The 20649-nt window shown below is 68.4% G+C and carries 13 protein-coding genes and 3 pseudogenes; 10 read left to right on the top strand and 6 right to left on the bottom strand.

Translation table 11 applies throughout. The features are described from left to right. Positions 1-363 precede the first annotated feature (363 nt). The 7 genes from ACSYGN_RS01060 (at position 364) to ACSYGN_RS01030 (ending at position 13105) form a co-directional block, all read left to right on the top strand. Positions 364-1785 (top strand): arabinofuranosidase catalytic domain-containing protein, encoded by a 1422-nt coding sequence (locus ACSYGN_RS01060; RefSeq protein ID WP_460390836.1) that lies wholly within the window; start codon positions 364-366, stop codon positions 1783-1785. Between the two features lie 42 nt (positions 1786-1827). Beyond that, positions 1828-3480, top strand: coding sequence for a glycoside hydrolase family 27 protein (locus ACSYGN_RS01055; protein ID WP_460390834.1), 1653 nt, complete (start codon positions 1828-1830; stop codon positions 3478-3480). 136 nt (positions 3481-3616) lie between these two features. Next, the gene (locus ACSYGN_RS01050) at positions 3617-5095 is read left to right on the top strand and encodes an arabinofuranosidase catalytic domain-containing protein (RefSeq protein ID WP_460403147.1); all 1479 of its coding nucleotides are present in this window, start codon (positions 3617-3619) and stop codon (positions 5093-5095) included. Between the two features lie 115 nt (positions 5096-5210). Then, positions 5211-7040, top strand: coding sequence for an RICIN domain-containing protein (locus tag ACSYGN_RS01045; protein WP_460390832.1), 1830 nt, complete (start codon positions 5211-5213; stop codon positions 7038-7040). A 23-nt stretch (positions 7041-7063) separates the two neighbouring features. Continuing rightward, complete coding sequence (locus ACSYGN_RS01040; RefSeq protein WP_460390830.1) at positions 7064-9472, top strand: ricin-type beta-trefoil lectin domain protein; 2409 nt, start codon at positions 7064-7066, stop codon at positions 9470-9472. 61 nt (positions 9473-9533) lie between these two features. Further along, positions 9534-11516: an alpha-L-fucosidase gene (locus ACSYGN_RS01035; protein WP_460390828.1), complete on the top strand. Its 1983-nt coding sequence runs from the start codon at positions 9534-9536 to the stop codon at positions 11514-11516. Between the two features lie 248 nt (positions 11517-11764). Beyond that, positions 11765-13105: a ricin-type beta-trefoil lectin domain protein gene (locus tag ACSYGN_RS01030; RefSeq protein ID WP_460390826.1), complete on the top strand. Its 1341-nt coding sequence runs from the start codon at positions 11765-11767 to the stop codon at positions 13103-13105. A gap of 88 nt (positions 13106-13193) precedes the next feature. Here the strand turns inward: ACSYGN_RS01030 and ACSYGN_RS01025 are convergent, their stop codons facing one another. Beyond that, complete coding sequence (locus tag ACSYGN_RS01025) at positions 13194-14219, bottom strand: hypothetical protein (protein ID WP_460390824.1); 1026 nt, start codon at positions 14217-14219, stop codon at positions 13194-13196. A gap of 295 nt (positions 14220-14514) precedes the next feature. On the opposite strand from ACSYGN_RS01025, the pseudogene ACSYGN_RS01020 reads away from it, so the two are divergent. Next, positions 14515-14634 (top strand): annotated as a pseudogene (locus tag ACSYGN_RS01020) (PadR family transcriptional regulator); the annotation flags it as partial. A 248-nt stretch (positions 14635-14882) separates the two neighbouring features. Here the strand turns inward: ACSYGN_RS01020 and ACSYGN_RS01015 are convergent. The 5 genes and pseudogenes from ACSYGN_RS01015 to ACSYGN_RS00995 all read right to left on the bottom strand — a co-directional run. Continuing rightward, complete coding sequence (locus ACSYGN_RS01015; RefSeq protein WP_460390822.1) at positions 14883-15743, bottom strand: endo alpha-1,4 polygalactosaminidase; 861 nt, start codon at positions 15741-15743, stop codon at positions 14883-14885. 61 nt (positions 15744-15804) lie between these two features. After that, positions 15805-17169: a sensor histidine kinase gene (locus ACSYGN_RS01010; RefSeq protein WP_460403145.1), complete on the bottom strand. Its 1365-nt coding sequence runs from the start codon at positions 17167-17169 to the stop codon at positions 15805-15807. Positions 17170-17240: 71 nt separating this feature from the next. Then, positions 17241-17915 (bottom strand): response regulator transcription factor, encoded by a 675-nt coding sequence (locus ACSYGN_RS01005; RefSeq protein ID WP_460390820.1) that lies wholly within the window; start codon positions 17913-17915, stop codon positions 17241-17243. Positions 17916-18651: 736 nt separating this feature from the next. Further along, a complete protein-coding gene (locus tag ACSYGN_RS01000; protein ID WP_460390818.1) occupies positions 18652-19251 on the bottom strand; it encodes a transposase in 600 nt (199 codons plus the stop codon). After that, positions 19178-19345, bottom strand: a pseudogene (locus tag ACSYGN_RS00995) (NADPH-dependent F420 reductase); the annotation flags it as partial. The gene ACSYGN_RS01000 and the pseudogene ACSYGN_RS00995, both read right to left, overlap by 74 nt. Before the next feature lie 44 nt (positions 19346-19389). On the opposite strand from ACSYGN_RS00995, the pseudogene ACSYGN_RS00990 reads away from it, so the two are divergent. Together ACSYGN_RS00990 and ACSYGN_RS00985 are read left to right on the top strand one after the other, a co-directional pair. Beyond that, a pseudogene (locus tag ACSYGN_RS00990) lies at positions 19390-19629 on the top strand (MerR family transcriptional regulator); the annotation flags it as partial. Positions 19630-19721: 92 nt separating this feature from the next. Beyond that, entirely contained in the window at positions 19722-20537 is an 816-nt protein-coding gene (locus tag ACSYGN_RS00985) for an FHA domain-containing protein (RefSeq protein WP_460390816.1), read from the top strand. The last annotated feature ends 112 nt before the right edge of the window (positions 20538-20649 follow it).

Raw genomic sequence — 20649 nt, 5'->3', positions numbered from 1 at the left:
CCTCCGCCGCGTCCGGCGCGGTGGCCGTTGCCGGACGCGGGTTCCTGCATGCCGTCATTGCGAGCTGACTAGGGCAAACATGGGATGGATCGAGCTCTGATTCGGCGAGATGCGTGCATTGACTCTGTGTCAGGTGTGTGGGATCACTATGGAACATGGGATGTCTGAGTGTTCTCTGTGAGTACATTCGGGCCCGCTGACGGGAGCGGTCGACGGACCCCTCGACTGGATTCCCTCGGACAGGCACGGCACTCTCTGCCCCCTTCCCTCACATATTCGAGGAACAGAATGCAGCCTTCATCCGTTTCACCCCGGAGCCCCGTTCATGGACCACGCTTATCGGCAACCGCCGCCGTATGCGTGATGGCACTGCTCACCGTCTTGCTGGCGACCGCGCCGACATGGTCGGCATCGGCAACCGCGGCTCCCCTGGTGAGCTCGGCGTCGGGGCGGTGCCTGGACGTCAAGGGCAACGCCGACACGCCGGGAACGGCGTTGGAGATCTGGGACTGCAACGGCCAGGTCAATCAGGCATTCGAGTTCACGTCGGCGGGTGAGCTGAGGACGATGAGCGGCACCCGGTGCGTGGACGCCTACGACAACCGGACGGCTCCCGGAGCCCCGGTGGTCATCCGGTCGTGCGACGGGCGGCCGACCCAGGTGTGGCGACAGAACTCCGACGGGTCCGTCACCGGTGTGGCGTCCGGATTCTGCCTGGACGTCAACGGGGCGGGAACGGCCAACGGCACCGCCGTCGTCCTGTGGACCTGCAACGGCCAGAGCAACCAGAAGTGGAGCACCCCGACACCTCCGCCCAGCGGATCGGGCCCGTGCGACATCTACTCCGCGGGCGGTACGCCGTGCGTGGCCGCGCACAGCACGGTGCGGGCGCTCTACGGTTCGTACAACGGCGCCCTGTACCAGGTCAGGCGTTCCTCGGACAACGCGACCAGGGACATCGGTGTGCTGGCGCCCGGCGGCTTCGCCGACGCGGCGGCGCAGGACTCGTTCTGCGCGGGTACCTCGTGTGTGATCACGGTCGTCCGCGACCAGTCCGGACACGGCAACGACCTGTGGTACCAGGGCTCGGCCCAGGTCCCGGGATCGAGCCAGAGCAGCCCCGCGAAGGCGACCTCCGAGTCGCTGACCGCCGGGGGCACCAAGGCGTACTCGTTGTACATCAATCCCGGGAACAGCTACTGGCGGGACGGTCACCTGACGGGCGTGCCGACCGGCGCCGCACCCGAAGGGGCGTACATGGTCACCAGTGGCACCCACGTCAACAGTGGCTGCTGCTTCGACTACGGCAACAGCGAGACGACCAGGAAGGCCGACGCCGCCGGGGCGATGGACGCGATCAACTTCGCTACCGAGTGCTGGTTCGGCGGCTGCGTCGGCAGCGGCCCCTGGGTGCAGGCCGATCTCGAGTGGGGCCTGTACTCCGGCGGCAGCCAGTCCTGGAACACCAACCAGCGTGCCTTTCCCAGCAAGTTCGTCACGGCGATGCTGAAGAACAACGGGACGTCTCGGTTCGCCCTCAAGGGCGCCAACGCGCAGTCCGGCGGCCTGAGCACCCTGTGGGACGGCGGGCTTCCGGGTGGATACAGCCCCATGAAGAAACAGGGAGCCATCGTCCTGGGCAGCGGCGGCGACTGCTGCAAGCCAGGCGGCGGCGCCAACCTGAGCGCCGGCACCTTCTACGAAGGGGCGATCGTCGCCGGCTACCCCTCCGACGCGACCGACAACGCGGTGCAGGCCAATATCACCGCCGCCGGATATCGCTGAACTCCTCTCAGCTCCCCAACACAGACCAGGAGTCGATGACTTATGCCCACGACCACTGCGAGAGCCAGGGGCCTTCGGCCGCTGTCCACGCTGCTGTCCCTGCGCAGAACCCTGGCGCTCATCTTCTCGCCCCTGCTGCTCACCGCGGCCGTCCCCCTCCTTTCCCTGAGCACGGCGCAACCCGCCGCCGCGCTCGGCAACGGGCTCGCGCTGACCCCGCAGATGGGATTCAACGACTGGAACGCGTACGGCTGCAATGTCTCCGAGTCGCTGATCAAGTCCACCGCGCAGGCCATGCACGCCAACGGCATGCAGGCGGCGGGCTACTCGTACGTCAACATCGACGACTGCTGGATGACCCACAGCCGCGATTCCGGCGGCCACCTGGTGCCGGACCCGGCCAAGTTCCCCGACGGCATCAAGGGCACCGCGGACTACGTGCACTCGCTCGGGCTGAAGCTGGGGATCTACGAGGATGCGGGCACCGCGACCTGCGCGGGATACCCGGGCAGCCTGGGGCATGAGACAACGGACGCACAGTCGTTCGCGTCCTGGGGTGTGGACTACCTGAAGTACGACAACTGCAACAACACCGGCGTGCCGGCGCGGACCCGGTACACCGCGATGCGGGACGCCCTGGCGGCCACCGGCCGGCCCATCCTGTTCAGCCTGTGCAACTGGGGTCAGGAGAACGTGTGGACCTGGGGCGCGGGCGTGGGCAACAGCTGGCGCACCACCGGGGACATCACCGCCAACTACTCCAGCATGCTGTCGATCTTCCACAGCAACGTGGGACTGGCCTCCTACGCCGGCCCCGGCCACTGGAACGACCCGGACATGCTGGAGATCGGCAACGGCTCGCTGACGGCCACCGAGAACCGCAGCGAGTTCAGTCTGTGGGCGGAGATGGCCGCGCCCCTGATCGCGGGCACCAACATCCCCTCGGCCAGTGCGGACACCTTGTCCATCCTGACCAACTCCCGGGTGATCGCGGTCGACCAGGACCCCCTGGGCAAGCAAGGCACCATGGTGTCGTCCTCGGGCGGCCTGGACGTGCTGGCCAAGCCACTGGCCAACGGAGACGTGTCGGTGGCGCTGTTCAACGAGACGGGCTCGAGGGCGACCATCACCACCACGGCGGCCGCGATCGGGAAGACCGGGGCGTCCACTTATACCCTGACCGACCTGTGGTCGGGGGCGTCCTCGACCACCTCGGGCACCGTCAGCGCCTCGGTTCCTGCGCACGGCACGGTGATGTACCGGGTCGCGGGCGGCACCAGCAGCGGCGGCGGCACCAGCGTGACCGGTGAGCTGCACGCGGTGGGGGCGGACAAGTGCCTGGACGTACCGGACTCGACCACGACCGCAGGCACCCAGGTGGAGATCTGGAGCTGCAACGGCGGGGCCAACCAGACATGGACGCATTCCACCTCCAACCAGCTCACCGTCTACTCCGGCAGCGCCCAGATGTGCCTGGACGCGTACAACAACCAGACCACCCCCGGGACGAAGGTCGAGATCTGGCGGTGCAACGGCCAGACCAACCAGCAATGGACGCTGAATGCCAACGGCACGATCACCGGAGTCCAGTCCGGCCTGTGCCTGGACGTCAACGGAGGGGCCACGGCTGACGGAGCCCTCGCCGAACTGGGGACCTGCAACGGCAGCAGCGGCCAGCAGTGGAAGCTGGGATGAGTCCCCCTCCCCTCGGCCACCGGCAGCTTCGGTGCCGCCGTGCGGCGGCACCGCCACAGAGGAGGTCTCCTTGCTCGGATCAGCAACCGATCACCGGCGAAGGCGATTCCCGGCCGTGCTCCTGATCGTCCTGGCGATGGCCGTGGCCGCGTTGGGCACACCGGCGTTTGCCACATCCTCACGGACCGGTACAGCCGCCGCCGTGCACCCGGCGGCCCTGTCGGCGAAAGCCTCCGCGGCTGACGCGTCGCTTCCGTGCGACATCTATGCCGCGGGCGGTACGCCGTGTGTGACGGCGCACGCCACGACCAGGGCGCTTTTCGCGTCGTACAACGGGCCGCTGTACCAGATCCAGCGGGCCTCCGATCAAAGTTACCGCGACATCGGAGTGCTCAGCGCGGGCGGCTACGCCGACGGGGCGTCCCAGGTGTCGTTCTGCGCGGGCACGTCGTGCACGATCACGAAGATCTACGACCAGACCGCCAGGCACAACGACCTACCGATCTCCTGGGGCGGCTACTGGAAGGGCCCCGGCCCGAACGGATCCGACGTGGGGGCCGACGCCATGGCCCTGCCCGTGACCGCGGCCGGCCACCAGGTCTTCGGCGTCAAGGTCACCCCCGGCGTCGGCTACCGGATCGACCACGCGAGCGGCGTGGCCACCGGATCCCAGCCCGAAGGCATCTACATGGTGACGTCGTCGAACTACACGAACCAGTGGTGCTGCTTCGACTACGGCAGTGGCGAGAACTCCCACACCGACACCGGCAACGCCACCATGAACGCCATCTACTGGGGCAACGCCTGCTGGTTCGGCGGCTGCACCGGCAGCGGCCCCTGGGTCGAGGCCGACCTGGAGAACGGCATGTTCCACACCGACACCGGCTCCAACAAAGACCCGAACAACCAGGGCGTGCACTATCCGTTCGTCAGCGCGTGGCTGAAGAACAACGGCACCAGCAACTTCACCCTCAAGTACGGCAACGGCACGAGCGGAGGTCTGACCACTACCTTCTCCGGCCCCCTGCCCAACGGCTACTCGCCGATGAAGGTCGACAGCTCCGTCCTGCTCGGCACCGGTGGCGACAACAGCCCCTCGGGCGTCGGCGAGTTCTTCGAAGGCGCGATGACGGCGGGCTACCCCTTCGACGCCACCGAGAACGCCGTCCAGGCCGGCATCACCGCCGCCGGCTACGGGGCGGGAAGTGGCGGTGGTGGCACACCGGGCGCGCTGCACGCGGTAGGTGCGGGCAGGTGTCTTGAGGTGCCGGGGGGGTCCACGACGCCGGGGACGCAGACACAGATCCGGGATTGCTCGGGCGGGGCGAACCAGACCTGGTCCCAGACCGCCTCCCACGAGCTCTCCGTGTACTCCGGCGGCAGCCGGTTGTGCCTGGACGCCTCGAACCAGGGCACCAGCCCCGGCACCAAGGTCATCACCTGGCCCTGCAACGGCCAGACCAACCAGCAGTGGAACCTCAACGCCAACGGCACCATCACCAGCGCCCAGTCCGCTCTGTGCCTGGACGTGACGGGCGCCGCCACCGCCAACGGTACCCCCGTGGAGCTGTGGACCTGCAACGGCGGATCCAACCAGCAATGGTCGCTGAGCTGACCCCGTGAGCGAACGCACCCGACGCCGGGGCGGCACCCGACGGCCGCCCCGGCGTGTCACCGCGCCACCTCGCCCAGTGCCGCAGCGCAGCGGCGCCCAACCGCAGGAGGATCGGATGAGGACGAGAGCGAGACCCGGTCGTCTGGCACTGGTGTCCGGCATCGTCCTGACGCTCGTGCTGCCGCTGCTGTCGACGGCCGCGGGCCAGGCCGCCTCGGGCAAGTCGCTGAGCGTGAAACTCGCCTCGATCCGCGGGCCGTCGACCGGAGTGGGGGAGGGGTTCCTCTACGGCATCAGTGAAGACGGCAGCCAGCCGGCGGACCAGTTCCTTCAGCCGCTGGGACTGAACGCACTCCGCGGCGGCGGATGGTTCTCCGGTGGCTGGATCAGGGACGGCTACCAGTACGGTTCGGCCACCCGGGCCGACGTCGACTCGATCATCGGTCAGGCGAAACGGCTCAACCGGCCGCCGTACCACGCCCAGTACCAGGTGCTTGTGAGCGACATCTACGGCGCGAACGGCGGCCAGCCGTCGAACACGACGTACCCGTGCGACAACGGCGACTGCTCCAACTGGATCAGCTTCATCGACTCCGCGGTGGGAGCGCTGCAGGCTTCGGGGCTGACGCTCTCCTACGACATCTGGAACGAGCCGGACATCTCCGTCTTCTGGACCCGGGGTGTCAACGGTGCGCAGTACTTCCAGATGTGGGACACCGCCTACCGGGAGATCCGGCGCATCGCCCCCGGGGCGCAGATCGTGGGGCCGTCCCTCGCGTTCACCCCGCAGCGCAGCCCTGGTGAATGGCAGGCCTGGCTCGCGCATGTGAAGGCGGCCGGGACGGTTCCGGACATGATCACCAATCACAACGAGGGCGATGTCGACGACTCGGTCACCGTCGCACAGGGCCTCCGCAACGCCCTGAGCTCGGCGGGCATCGGTCCGCTGCCGCTGTCCTCGAACGAGTACCAGCCGGCCGACCGGCAGACCGCCGGGGTGACAGCCTGGTACCTGGCGCGGTTCGCGCAGTCCGGGTACACCAACGCGATGCGCGGCAACTGGGTGTGTTGCCTCACCCCGAACCTGACCGGCGTCCTGGCCCAGAGCGGGGGCAGCCGGCAGCCCACCGGCAACTGGTGGGCGCTTCGGGACTACGCCGACATGACCGGTACTCTCGTCGACACCTCCGGCCAGGTCGGCTCGACGGCGATCTCCGCCTCCGAGGACTCCGCCGGCAAGCGTGCGGTGGCGGTCATCGGCGACTTTGACGGGTACACCGGCGCCGCGTCCGTGATCTTCGACGGGCTGTCGTCCCTGCCCTGGCCGGCGAACGCCGGCAGCGTGCACGTCACCGTGCACCGCATCCCGGACCAGGCACCGCTCGGCGCCCCACAGATCATGTACGACCAGAACGTGAGCGCCTCCGGCGGCTCGATCACGGTGCCGTTCACGTTCCAGGGCTCGCACGACGCGTTCGCCGTCTATCTGACACCGGCCTCGTCCGGCGGCGGCTTCCCGAACGGCTATCACCAGCTCGTGGTCGCCGACAACAGCCTGTGCGTGGACGTGTACGGCAACTCCGGCAGCGCGGGCGCCGCGATCGACCAGTGGACGTGCAACGGGCAGAGCAACCAGCAGTTCCAGTTCGTGCCGGCCTCGGGCGGCTACGGCGAACTGCGGGCCCAGAACTCCGGCCTGGACGTGGCGGTGGCCGGCAGCTCCACCGCGGCGGGCACCCCGGACATCGTCCAGCAGGCGCCCGGTACAGCGGCCGACAGCCTGTGGCTGCCCGTGCGGCAGTCCGACGGCTCCTACGGGTTCCAGAACAAGAACAGCGGTCTGTGCCTGGACGTCTACGGCGCCGGCAGTAACCCGGGACAGCAACTGGACCAGTGGCAGTGCAAGAAGACGCCCGGCACGAAGCAGGACTTCATCCTCCGCTGATCGACCTGCGAAAGGAACCCACCGTGTCAGCATTCAGCCGGTTGTTCCGGCGCCTGCGCGCCTCGACGGCCGTGCTCGCGGGCCTCCTCCTGACCGCCGGCGGCCTCGTGGGCACGGCCGCCGTGCCGGCCCATGCCGCCACCTCCATCACGATCAACGGGGCGTCCGGCGGCCGGACCCTCGACGGCGTCGGCGCGATCAGCGGCGGGGGCGGCAACAGCAGACTCCTGACCGACTACCCCGAGCCCGAGCGCGGCCAGATCCTGGACTACCTGTTCCGGCCCGGCTACGGCGCCTCCCTGCAGGTCCTCAAGACCGAGATCGGCGGTGACACCAACTCCACTTCCGGGGCCGAACCGAGTCACCAGCACACCCGGTCCGACCTGAACTGCGACCGGGGCTACGAGTGGTGGCTGATGGAGCAGGCCAAAGCGCGCAACCCGGACCTCAAGCTGTACGGGCTCGCCTGGGGCGCGCCCGGCTGGATCGGCGGCGGGAACTTCTGGTCCACCGACATGATCAACTACCTGCTCTCGTGGCTGGGCTGCGCCAAACAGCACAGTTTGAGCATCGACTACCTCGGCGGCTGGAACGAGAGAGGCTACAACATCTCCTGGTACGAGCAGCTGCGCGGCGCGCTCGACAACAACGGCTACGGCAACGTCAAGATCGTCGCAGCCGACTCCGACTGGTCCGTGGCGAACGACATCGACTCCAACCCGGCGTTCGCCGCCGCGGTGAACGTCATCGGCACCCACTACCCCTGCGGCTACCGGTCGTCCCAGTCCAACTGCTCGGTGCCGTCGGCCGCCACGTCGTCCGGCAAGACGCTGTGGGCGAGCGAGAACGGCTCCGACGACTACAACGCGGGCGCGCCGGCCATGGCCCGCGGCATCAACCGCGGTTACATCGACGGCCGGATGACCGCGTACCTCAACTGGCCGGTGGTCGCCGCGATCACGCCGAACCTGCCATATCCCACCATGGGTCTCGCGCTGGCCTCGCAGCCGTGGTCGGGCCACTACGCGATCGGCAAGAACGCCTGGGTGATGGCGCAGACCAGCCAGTTCACCACCCCGGGGTGGCAGTACCTCGACGCCTCCAGTGGCTACATCGGCGGCAACCGGAACAACGGCAGCTACGTCTCGTTGAAGTCCACGAACAACGTCGACTACTCCACGGTCATCGAGACGATGGACGCCGGCAGCGCCCAGACGCTGAACTTCAACGTCACCGGCGGGCTGTCCACCAAAACCGTCCATGTCTGGTCGACGGACGTCAACTCCGACAACCCGGCCGACTACCTCGTGCACACCACGGACGTCACCCCGTCCGGCGGCGGTTTCAACCTGACCGTGCAGCCCCATCGCGTCTACACCCTGACCACCACGACCGGACAGGGCAAAGGCACCGCCACCAGTCCTGCCCAGGGCACGATGAGCCTGCCGTACAGCGACTCCTTCGACAGCTACGCCACCGGCACCGAGGCGAAGTACCTCATGGACTGGCAGGGCGCCTTCGAGGCGGTGGGCTGTGGCGGCGGCCGCAGCGGCAAGTGCGTGCGCCAGATGAGCCCGCAGAAACCGATCACCTGGGACGCGCTGTCCGATCCGCACGCCCTGCTCGGTGACGTGAGCTGGAGCAACTACACCGTCTCATCCGACGTGATGCTCGAACAGCCGGGATACGCCGAGCTGATCGGCCGTGCCAACGCACAGGACTACGGCAGCACCGGAGGGCTGAACGCCTACCACCTGCGGGTGAGCGACACCGGAGCCTGGTCGATCCTGAACTCGAACACCAACGGAAACGTCTCCACCCTCGCCCACGGCACCACCACGGCGCCGGGCACCGACCGGTGGCACACCCTGGCCCTCACCTTCTCCGGCAACACCGTCACCGCCGTCATCGACGGTTCCACGGTCGGTTCCGTGAACGACTACACCTGGGCCGGCGGCCAGGTCGGCTACGCGACCAGCCAGAGCGAGACGGCACAGTTCGACAACCTGTCCATCACCCCCGGCAGCGGCGGAACCGGCGGCGGCACGACCGCAGCGATCGTCGGAGTCGGCTCCGGCAGGTGCGTGGACGTGCCGAACCAGTCGCAGACGTCGGGCACCCAGGTGGAGTTGTGGGACTGCAACGGCGGCAGCAACCAGCAGTGGACCAGCACCCCGGCTGGTGAGCTGCGGGTCTACGGCGGCGACTGCCTGGACGCCGCGGGCCAGGGCACCAGCCCCGGCACCAAGGTGGACATCTGGACCTGCAACGGCGGCAGCAACCAGAAGTGGACGATCAACGCCGACGGCACGATCACCGGTGCCCAGTCCGGCCTGTGCCTGGATGCCACGGGCGCGGGAACGGCCAACGGCACCTTGCTGGAGCTGTGGACCTGCAACGGCAGCAGCAACCAGAAGTGGACGCGCAGTTGATCAGGTGACCGGCTCACGATCCTCCTGAGCCACCCCCGTCAATCCCTCTGAGAGGGCCCGCATGACTTCCTCCTCCCTCCCGATCAGCCGGCGCCGTCTGCTGGCAGCGGCCGGCGCGGCCACGGCCTTCGGCCTGCTGCGGTTCGCACCCGAGGCCGCCGCGACCGACGGCCCCGGAAGCTACACCGCGAGCTGGTCGTCCGTGGACCAGCACCCCCCGGCCCCGGCCTGGTTCCAGGACGCCAAGTTCGGCATCTACTACCACTGGGGCGTCTTCAGCGTTCCCGCGTTCGGGAACGAGTGGTATCCGCGCAACATGTACATCGGCGGCTCGGCCGAGAACCGGCACCACATCGCCACCTACGGCGACCCCTCGGTGTGGCCGTACAACAACTTCATCGACGGTGCCCGGGACACGGCCGGCAACCACGTGCAGTTCGCCCCCAGACTGGTCTCCCAGGGCGGCAACTGGGACCCCGATGTCTGGGCGCGGCTGTTCAAGGCCGCCGGTGCAAAGTTCGCGGGCCCGGTCGCCGAGCACCACGACGGCTTCTCCATGTGGAACAGCCGCTCCAACCCGTGGAACTCGGTCCAGCACGGCCCCGGACTCGACCTCGTGGGTCTGCAGGCGCAGGCCATCCGCGGGCAGGGGCTGAAGTTCATGGCCTCGCTGCACCACGCCTACCACTTCAACGGCTACTACGACCACGTGCCGTCCCAGTCGGATCCGACGTTGCGCATCCTCTTCGGTCAGCAGGGCTCGGCCGCGGAGAACAAGCTCTGGTACGACAAGCTGAGCGAGGTCATCGACGGCTACCAGCCGGATCTGGTCTGGCAGGACTTCGACCTGGGCCTGGTGCAGGAGTCCTATCGCCTCCAGTTCCTCGCGCACTACTACAACCAGGCGGTCTCGTGGAACAAGGACGTGGTCGCGACCTACAAGGACGGCCTGGACAACAAGGGCGAGGTCTTCGACTTCGAGCGCGGCGGCCCGGCAGGGCTGCTCAGCCCCTACTGGCTGACCGACGACAGCATCTCCTCCTCCAGCTGGTGCTACACGGTGGGCATCGGCTACTACTCGACGCAGGCGCTGCTCCACTCGCTGATCGACCGGGTCAGCAAGGGCGGCAGCATGCTGCTGAACATCGCCCCGATGGCCGACGGCACCATCCCCTCCGGGCAGCAGTCGATCCTGCTCGGAATGGGTGACTGGCTCGGCCGCTTCGGAGAGGCGGTCTACGGCACCCGCTCGTGGGCCAGTTACGGCGAGGGCCCCACCCAGATGGGCGGAGGCTCGTTCAGCGGACCGGTGGCCGGCACACCGAAGGACATCCGGTTCACCCGCAGCCAGGACAACAAGGTGCTCTACGCCACCGCGCTGGGCTGGCAGGGCGGCACCATGACCATCACGACGCTGAACTCGAGCCAGATCAACCTCAGCAGCCTGACGGGCGCGCACCTGCTGAACAACGCCGCCGGCACCCACATCAACCTGCCCGCGCCGACCCAGGATGCTTCCGGCCTGCACCTGACCATGCCCTCGTCCAACCCGCCGTTCAGCGCCCTGGCGTACACGGTCAAGCTCACCTTCTCCGGTGAGATCCCCGTCCTGGGCGCGCCGGGCGGCTCCACAACCTGGGTGAAGATCGCCAACGTGACCAGCGGACTGGTGCTCGACGGCGGGGGCAACGTAGCCTCCGGCTCCAACCTCAAGCAGTGGAACTACGACGGGAGCACCAACCTGCAGTGGCAGCTGATCGACCTCGGCAACGGCCACTACCGCATCATGAACCGCACCAACGGCATGGCCGCCGACAGCTGGGGCAACTCCGCCAACGGCGCTCCCGCCCGCCAGGAGGCGTGGAACGGCGGCAACAACCAGCAGTGGTCGCTCAACAGCCTCGGTGGCAACCGCTACCAGATCGTCAATCGGGGCACCGGCACCGCCCTTGACGGCAGCGGCAGCACCACGGTCGGCTCCACCACAGTGATGTGGACGCCGAACTCCAGCACGAACAACGAATGGACCATCACCGGCGTCTGAACCGCCCCAGCGAACAGCGCTTGGAACCACATCACCGAATCGGTTCGAGGCGGATGGGTGGCCAAGGCGGTCATGGCCTGTGTACTTCGACGACCCTGCACCGGCGCAGAAGTGCGACGACCCACCGCGGTCGGAGGCTTCGAGCTCAGGCTCTTGTCATTCGTTGTGGTGTCACCGCCGCACACGGAGCCCGTTTCCAGCCGACCCGACGCTCCCTGACCATCCCTCGACTACGGAAGAAGGAGTGTATGAAACGCAAACAGTTCTTAGTGTCCATCGCGGCTGCGGTACTTCTCGTCCTGGCAGCTGCGGGCTCCTCGTTCAGCAGTGGCCTTGGCGCGCCCACGTCTGCCACGACGGCCGGCGCCGTTCGGGCGACTGCCGGCTGCGGCAAGGCCCCAACGCTGACGAGTGGTACACACACGATTCAGAGCGGCGGCCAGACGCGCAGTTACATACTGCGGGTTCCTGCCGGCTACGACAGCAACCACCCCTACCGGCTGATCTTCGGCTTCCACTGGCGGGGTGGCACGGCCAACGACGTCGACTCGGGCGGAACGGACGGGTACAACTGGTCCTACTACGGCCTTAGGCGCCTGGCGGACAACGCGAACAACGGTACGATCTTCGCTGCCCCCCAGGGCATCGGCAACGGCTGGGCCAACTCCGGCGGCCAGGACGTGGCCTTCGTCGACGCGATGGTCAGTCAGATCGAAACAGGTCTGTGCGTCGACACTACCCAGTTGTTCTCCGCCGGTTTCAGCTACGGCGGCGCGATGTCGTACGCCCTGGCCTGCTCCCGTGCGACGGTCTTCCGTGCGGTCGCGGTCTACTCCGGCGCGAACCTCAGCGGGTGCAACGGCGGCACTCAGCCCATCGCCTACATGGGTCTGCACGGCATCAGGGACAACGTGCTTCCCATCTCGCTGGGACGGGAACTGCGCGACACCTTCGTCCGGAACAACGGCTGCACCCCGCAGAACCCGCCCGAGCCGGCCTACGGAAGTCTGACGCACATCATCACCACCTACTCCGGATGCAGGTCCGGATACCCCGTCGTCTGGGCCGCGTTCGACGGAGCGGGCCACGACCCCGGTCCCATAGACGGCTCCACCGGTGACGGCTGGCGCACCTGGACATCGGCGGCGGTGTGGCAGTTCTTCACACAGTTCGGCTCGAATCCGTCACCGCCACCGTCCTCCGGTAACCAGGAGATCGTCGGCCAGCAGTCGGGGCGCTGCCTCGACATCAACAACTCCACCACGGCCAACGGCACGCAGGCGCAACTGTGGGACTGCAACGGCGGCTCCAACCAACGGTGGACCTACACTGCTGGAAAGCAGCTGGTTGTCTACGGCAACAAATGCCTGGGCGTCGGCCAGGCAGCGGGCAACGGCACCCCGGCGGCGATCTGGGACTGCAGCGGACAGGCAGACCAGCAATGGAACATCAATCCCGACGGCATGATCACAGCGGTGCAGTCGGGGCTCTGCCTGGACGCCAACGGCCAGGGGAGCGCCAACGGGACGAAAGTCCAGCTATGGAGTTGCACGGGCGGTGCGAACCAGCACTGGCGCCTGGAGAGCTGAAACGCCGGGGCCAAGCACGGCACCGTTCGGGCCTGGCCCCACAGACCTCGGCACGCCAAACCCGCCGTGAAGCACGGCGGGTTTGCCGTCAGCAGGCTGTCCAGGTACTACCTTGTTGGGAAGATGCGGGGATCAACGCGATCTGATACGGGTGTGCGGCTCTGTCTGAGTGAGCTCCCGCGTCGGGCTTGAAGTGCGTAGATGTGCTGGTCGGCAGGGGATGGAGTCGCTCGCGCTCTTTCCTCGCGTGGAAGATCCAGTAGTCGCGGAAGTCGCCGTTGCTGATGACAGCGCGGAGGGTGAGGACGGCTTCGGCGCCGGGGACGGTCCACCCGCTGCCGGTGATGTCAAGTCTGTCGGCGATCAAGTGGCGTGCTGCTCCTTCGACGGCGCCGCTGGCGATCGGCCAGCCCGCTTCCAGGGCCTGGTCGTAGTGGACGAAGTCGGCGTTGTTCTCGAGGTAGCGGCACGCTTCGTCGGCGGCGGTGCGCTGGTCGTCGGTGAGGTGACGGCGGTCGGCTTCGGCGCGGATGTCGTGGGCCGCGCCGGGGGCGTCGCCGGCCAGGATCCGGGCGGCCTTCGCACCGACCCGGTCCTCGGCGGCGGGATCGGTGGCGGTGTGGAAACAGCGGGCGGCTGCCCACAACTTCTCGATCACGTGAACGATGTCGAGGACGACGTGGACCGTGACATCGCGGCGGGCGGCCTCGACCTGGATCAACTCCCGCTGGTGGGTGGCGCCGTCAATCAGTACTACCCACTTCTGGTGGTGTTCGGGGTCACGCGCCTCGGCCTGGTCGAACGCGGCGGCGATGATGTCGTGCGGGCGGCGGATCGCGGGCTCGGCGTCGTGGACGACGGCAAGGGTGGCCATCCGTTTCCGGCAGGACTTCTCCCCGGTCCACAGCCGGGTGCGGAAGGTGTGTCGGGCCTTGGCGGCGGCCTTCGCGGTGGCCTCGCGCAGGTGGCCCGGGCGCATCACGATTCCCTTCCCGTCGACACTGATCACCAGCAGCGTCCCGGCCGGGGCCGGGTGGGGAGTGCGGGCCGTATAGAACGCGGTGACGCCCACGGCCGCGGCCCGCACCAGATCCTCCACCTGGCGTTTGCCCACCACACGACCCCCGCAGCTGCGTCGATCGCTTCCAGCGCGGTGTCGTACGAACCGCGGGCCGCTTCGAGGACCGCGAGCCGGCGCAGTCCCAGACTGTGCCGGCCACGGGGCAGGCCCAGCATGGCGTCGGCGGGGTAGAGGTTGGTCATGCCCGCGTCGCGCAGGGCGCATCGGGTCACGGTCACCGGCCCCTCCTCCTCATGGCGGGCCCGCCACTTGAGATGGGCCTGCAGGAGCATTCGCCCCAGCTCCCGGGAGCCCGCTTCGACGTCGGCCTCAGCCTGTTCATGCGTCGCTGGACGCCCCCGACCAGCAGGCCGCTGTCCTCCGGCGGCGTCTGGCCTTCCTCCGGGAGCCGAGCAGCTTCTTCTACGAGGGCGAACGCCCGGTCGCCGCCGAGGAGTTCGACGACCCCTAGCGCCAGGGCATGCTCGGATCTTGACGGCTGAGGTCAACTGCCCGGGGCTCGCCAGGACTTTGACCGGGGGATCTCGGACTGGTCCGGGGAGACTGGAAGGCGGTCGGTGGTCGCGGCGAGGACGATGGCCCGACTTCCGCCACCGCGATCACCGCGTCCCGCGCATCCACGGTCGGACAGCCGCTGCGGCCGGCGGAGAGCGCGTAGGTGGGGCGCTGATGCGACGTCCGGTCGGTCTGCCCGCCTCAGCAGGTCCGGAAGATGTAATCACCGGACCCGCGGGGGGCGACGTCGAGATCGCGCTGGACGATGCCGAGCTTGGCACCGAAGCCCGCGCAGGCCCGGCTGAAGCCGCCGTTCTGGTACTCGATCACGAAGACACGGTTCGCGTACGCCTTGGCGTAGTCGCCGCACTCGTTGTACTCACCGCACTCCTCGGCCACCGCGAAGTCGAAGCCGATCTTCGTGCGGTCCGGCAGCATGTCGACGGTGTTCTTCTGCCCGGCGGCGAGCCCTGCGGCGTGCGCCCGGGCGGCCAGGAGCTTGGCGAAGGCCGCGTTGTGCGCCTTGCTCAGGCGGCCGCCCGAGCGCTCGTAGGAGTCGAGGTTGTCCGGCTCCACGGCCTGGAAGCCGCTCTTGGCGCAGCCGTCCACCCACTCACCGACCACTTGGGCCAGCCGGGTGCGCTTGTCCGCCGTCGACGTGTCCAGAAGCGCCTCGTTCCAGTCCTTGTCGACCACCGGACGCTTGTCCTTGTCGCGCAGGATCAGGTCGGGGTGGTTCTTCTGCCACCAGCTCAGTGCGTCCGGCTGTGCCTGGAACGCGTTGACGTAGCAGATGTTGTAGAGACCCTTCACGGGTTTGGCGGACCGGTCACGCGACACGGCGGTCACCCCCTTCGCAGGGGTGTACCCGCCGCCGATCTGATAGTCGAACGTGGCGTTGGCCGTGGGGAGTATCACCTTCGGCGCCGTCTTTCCGGCCGGAGTGGCCGCGAAGACGGCGGACAGTGTCACACCGGCCCCCAGGGCGACCACGGCGCCGACGGCCCCGGCGGCGACGGTGCTTTTGCGGCGGAGGAAAGGTACAGCTGCGTGGTTCGACACACGGACTCCTGTGCAACGTACGTACTGATGTGCACATCCTGAGCGGAGAACCGTGAGGAATTCATGAGGCGCGATTCCGGCCCGGGGAACCTAGCGGTGCCCGGCGGTGCCCCGTCGGCCGCTGCGCCGGTCCCAGCGTGAGCACAAAGGCCGATCCGCCGCCGGGCCGCTGCCGTACTGTCACCTCTCCGCCGTGCGCGGCGGCGACCTCCCGCACCAGTGACAGCCCGATGCCAGTGCCGCCGCCGGGGGAGCGGAACCGGACGAGCAGACCGGGCAGGACGTCCGGGTCCACCCCGACGCCCCGGTCGGCCACGGTGACCGCGGTGCCGCTGACAGTGATGTCCACCTCGGCCCGGTCCTGCGGGTCGCCGGGGGTCCGTCCGTGCCGCAGCGCGTTGGCGAGCAGGTTGCGCACCGCTGTCCGCACCAGTTCCGGATCGGCGGTCACCACCGACGGCTCGAGGTACGGCGTCACCGTGTGCCGAGCGGGCGGCAGTTCCTCGCAGACCTGCTCGACGAGCTGATCCAGACGCAGTGGCACGGGACGGAACGTGTTCCCGGCCTGAAGCCGACCGCGGGTGAGGATGTTGTCGACGACGTCCGTCATGCGGTCCGTGGCTCGCCGCAAGCGCGGCAGATGTGCGTGAAGCCGACCCGGGTCGGCGTCCGCGAGGTCCACCGAGCCGCGCATCACGGCCACCGGTGTGCGCAGTTCGTGTGCCGCGTCCGCGAGCAGCCGCTCCTGAGCGTCGAGCGCCTCCGCTGCGGGGCGCAGACTCCGCCCGGACAGTACGTGGCCGGTCCCGGCCGCCAACAGCACCAGGAGACCGGAGCCGGACAGCACCGATACCACCAGCCGATGGTGTTCCGCCTGCCCCTTCGCGGGGTCGCCGACCACGACCACGGCACCCGACGTCTGCTGCGTCCGGTCGTGGTAGAACGGCAGCGCCAGCAGGTACACCGGCTGTCCCGCACCGGTGCGGCCCTCCGCGCGCACGGTGTCGTCCTGAGCCATCGCCTTACGTGCCACGTGGGCGACCGCACCCGCCTCGACGTCCGCCGCAGGGCCGCGTGAGATGAACACGCGTCGCAGCCCGTCGCTGCGAGCCTGGAGCACGAGCACTTGGGGACGGCCGCTGGTCGCCTCGTCGTCGTACAGGCCGTCGAGCTGGATCCCGGCGTCGGTGTAGTAGATCAGCGAGGCGGTCACCGCCGCCCGGCGGCGCATCTCCTCGTACTGGGTGGCCTGCCAGGACCGTGCGTCGGTGCGGATCACAAGCCAGCACAGCGCCCCCACCCCGGCCAGTGTGATCAGCGTGTATGCCAGGGTCAGCCGCCGCTGGAGACGGCTCAGGCGCCTGCGGGCCGGGGACGGACGCACGTTCTGCGCGGCCCCGACGGTCCGGGTGACCCTTATCTTCACCAGCTGCCGTCGAAGCCGCAGTGGTGCGCGATGCGGACGTCCTGCGGGCCGCTCCCCGTCATGGCCGTCCGTCATGACGGCTCCGCGCCGTCCGTGAGCCGGAACCCATGACCGCGTACGGTCTGGATCATGGCGGGCCCGCCGAGCTTGCGCCGCAGGCCCGCCATGACCGCGTCGACGACGTTCGAGACGGGGTCGGCCATCTCGTCCCAGCAGTGATCGATCAGCGCGGTACGGGTGACCACCTCATCCCGGTGCAGCAGGAGCTGGCGCAGGACCGCGTACTCCTTGGGGGTCAGATACAGCACAACACCGGCGCGGCGCACCTCGCGTCGGGCCTCGTCCAGCTCGACGTCAGCGTGGCGCAGATGTACGGGCAGTCGTTCCGGCGCCCGGCGAACGAGACTGCCGACGCGCAGCACCAGTTCCACCATGGCGAACGGTTTCGCCAGGTAGTCGTCCGCTCCGGAACGGAAGCCGTCCACACGGTCCGGGACCTCGTTCAGGGCCGTGAGGCACAGGACCGGCGTGGTCCAGCCGCGGCGGCGGCGCTCCTGGAGCGGGTAGAGAGTGTCTCCGGACGGCACGAGGCGGTCGAGCACCACACAGCTGTAGGGCACGTAGTCGAGCATGACGTCCGCATCGGGCCAGTCGGACACGGCGTCGACGGCGTACCCGGCGTCCCTCAGGCCCGCCGAGATCACATACCGCAGGTCTTCTTCGTCCTCGACCAGGAGCACACGCATGGTTCTGATTTCGTCCTTGAGGAGTAGGTTGTTCGGGCACGCTGCTTGCACAGGCGGTGGCCTTGCCGACCAGGAGGGAGCCCCCGGGTCGGCCAGCGGGCCTCGGCGCCCCGACTTCGATCCCCGCATCACGCTCACCGACCGACACGGCCGGTTTCGGCCACGACTGGACCGGCCCACCGGCAGTCCTTCGGCCAGGACAGTGCGGTGGAGACTCATCCGCGAGCGATCCTGCGTGAGCCCGTACGAGCCGCGCCCGGACCGGACGACGTGCGAAGGCAGATTCACCGTGCCGGCCGCTGGACCGGCGAGCTCCTCCAATGACGCGGAAGCCGCGAAGCGTGCTGTTCGCACAGCAGCTCGAAAGTGCTCGGCGACGAGGAAGCGGAAGGCATGGACATGCTCCGCAGTATCGCCTCTCGGGCACCGCGTGGACCATTCACGGGGGAGAGTGCCCACATACTCCCCGCTCCCCGCTCGCAGGACTGCGGCCTCGACAGCCTGCGCGGTCTCGATCCCGCCGAGGTCCGTGATCCACTCCCGGCGCCATCCGAGGTCTTCGAGAAGCCCGTGGACGACCTGCTTGGTTCCCGAGTCCTCATGCGGGAGGAAGGCGGTGGGCGGCTGGGCGAGTGCGGTAGGCGCGGTCATCACCATGTAGAGCATGGTGTTGAGCGTCTTGACGACGCGTATACCGGGGAGCGCTGCTTGGAGTCTCTCCCTAGTCCTGGATTCCTCAAAGGAAGTACACATAGCGGCGGCGTAAACGCCGGGTGGGCGGTGCGGGTCTGCCCCAGATCCAGGGTCGGGCGCGGGAGTTGAGCTGGGTTGTGGCCACTTCGGTGGCATGGGTGATGTGGTTGCGGTCGCCGAAGGAACGTCCGGCCAGGGCGGTCTTGCGGAAGATGCGCCACCAGCCCTCTTGGAGGTTGAGCCAGCAGGCGCCGACCGGGATGAACACGTGCCTGATGCGGGGATGGTCCTCGAGCCAGGTCCGGGTGGGCACGCTGTTGTGCGAGGACAGATTGTCGGTGATCACATAGATGTCCCCGACGGGGTTGGCGTCCTCGACCAGCTGAAGGAACTGCTGGTAGAAGGCGCTGTTGGGGGAGGTGGCGGTCATCGTGAGCTCCTGGCCGTCGCGGACGAGTAAGCCGCCGTGGACCCGGGTCTTCTCCGATCCGCCGGAGGTAGTCGATCTCGTTCTTGACGTGGTGTCCGTCCGGTGACCAGCCCGGTGCAGGCGGGAAGGTGCGGGGGCGAGCGGGTAGTCCGTCCGGTCCGTGACGGTGGCGTTGGATATGTCTGACGAGGATTTTGCCGTCCAGTTCCTCACGCAGAGCGAGGAGCCGTTCCAGCGAGTCGGCGCCCGGTGTGGCATTGATGACGATCTGCTGGCTCCGCGATCCCGGAGCTGGGGGCCTCTGCGCGGGCGGCCGCTTGGAAGGCTGAGGGTGCGCAGTCGGCCGTCTCTGGCGGGCGCAGGCAGTACACCGAGGACGAGTTCTTCTGGATCGGCCTGGTCACGTGCTTCCGCGAGGCCGACCTCGGTATCGCGGACCTGCGCGGACTCGTCGCCATCCTGCGCGCCGAACACCCTCCGCAGGACCGGGTCGCCTTCCTCCGCGAGCGCCGTGCAGTCCCGGAGCAGCGGGTGGCGGCGCTGCGTCGGGCCGTGGCGGTCCTTGACGAGAAGATCGCCTACTACAGCTGAGCGCCAAGAACACCGCACACACCTCGCACCCCGCCCATCACACATCGCGGACACACACCGCGGCGGCACGCCGGCTCAGCCGACGGAAGGCCGTGCTCGCGGCCGGATCGGCCGTAGTGGCCGGTACGCTCGCCGTCGTCGGCACCCACGCCATGGCGAGCACCGGCGGCGCCAGCACCGCCACCGGCTCGGTTGCCGCCGGCAACGCGACGGCCAAGGCGGGGAGCTGGAAGCTGATGTGGCACCCGGACGCGGCCAAGGACGGGCTGGGCGCCTTCGAAGGCGTCGAGGACGACCGGTCCGGCTCGCACCCCGGTGTCAAGCACATCTATGTCAAGGACGGGGCGTACCGCTTCGACATGCACCTCAAGGACCGCGACGGTTCGGACCGTCAGCGCAACGAGGTCAAGGGGATGTCTGCAGCCGGCCAGGACCTGAAGATCCTCCGGGGCCAGACCTGGCGCTTCACCTACTCCATGTACATCCCGAGCTCGCTGCACGCCACGACCAGCTTCACCCACATCATGCAGTTCAAGGAGCCTGGCGGCGGCACATCGCCGATCATCGTCATGTCGCTGCGCCAAAGCGGCGGCAAGCCCACCATCGAACTCAACTCGGCTCTGAGCGGGAAAATCGTCGGCCGTACCCCTCTCACCCCGCTCCAGGACAAGTGGATCAGCACCCAGCTGGACATCACTTTCAAGGACGGCACCGGCGGCAAGATCGACTGGACGGTCAACGACGGCTCCACCACCGTCGCCAACGCCTCCGCAAGCGGCCTGGACACCTGGCTCGGCCCCGAGCGGGCGCGCCCCAAGTGGGGCATCTACCGCTCCCTGAAAGACCATGCCAACCTGCGCGACACCTACCTGCTCATCAAAGACGTCAAGGCCTACCAGCAGCAGTAGCGAGCGCAACACGGCGAACGGCCCTCATCGCCCTGGCCAACACCGACGGCGGGGTCCTGCTGCTCGGGTGTCCGAGGACGACCAGACCCGCGCGGCCGGAGCCGACGGGGTC

It is taken from the genome of Streptomyces sp. YIM S03343 (assembly GCF_054729195.1).
This window is presented reverse-complemented; position numbering and strand designations above follow the sequence as displayed.

Coding starts and splice junctions, on each gene's coding strand:
- ACSYGN_RS01060 (WP_460390836.1), top strand. CDS start 364: ATGGCACTGCTCACCGTCTTGCTGGCGACCGCGCCGACATGGTCGGCA.
- ACSYGN_RS01055 (WP_460390834.1), top strand. CDS start 1,828: ATGCCCACGACCACTGCGAGAGCCAGGGGCCTTCGGCCGCTGTCCACG.
- ACSYGN_RS01050 (WP_460403147.1), top strand. CDS start 3,617: ATGGCCGTGGCCGCGTTGGGCACACCGGCGTTTGCCACATCCTCACGG.
- ACSYGN_RS01045 (WP_460390832.1), top strand. CDS start 5,211: ATGAGGACGAGAGCGAGACCCGGTCGTCTGGCACTGGTGTCCGGCATC.
- ACSYGN_RS01035 (WP_460390828.1), top strand. CDS start 9,534: ATGACTTCCTCCTCCCTCCCGATCAGCCGGCGCCGTCTGCTGGCAGCG.
- ACSYGN_RS01030 (WP_460390826.1), top strand. CDS start 11,765: ATGAAACGCAAACAGTTCTTAGTGTCCATCGCGGCTGCGGTACTTCTC.
- ACSYGN_RS01005 (WP_460390820.1), bottom strand. CDS start 17,915: ATGCGTGTGCTCCTGGTCGAGGACGAAGAAGACCTGCGGTATGTGATC.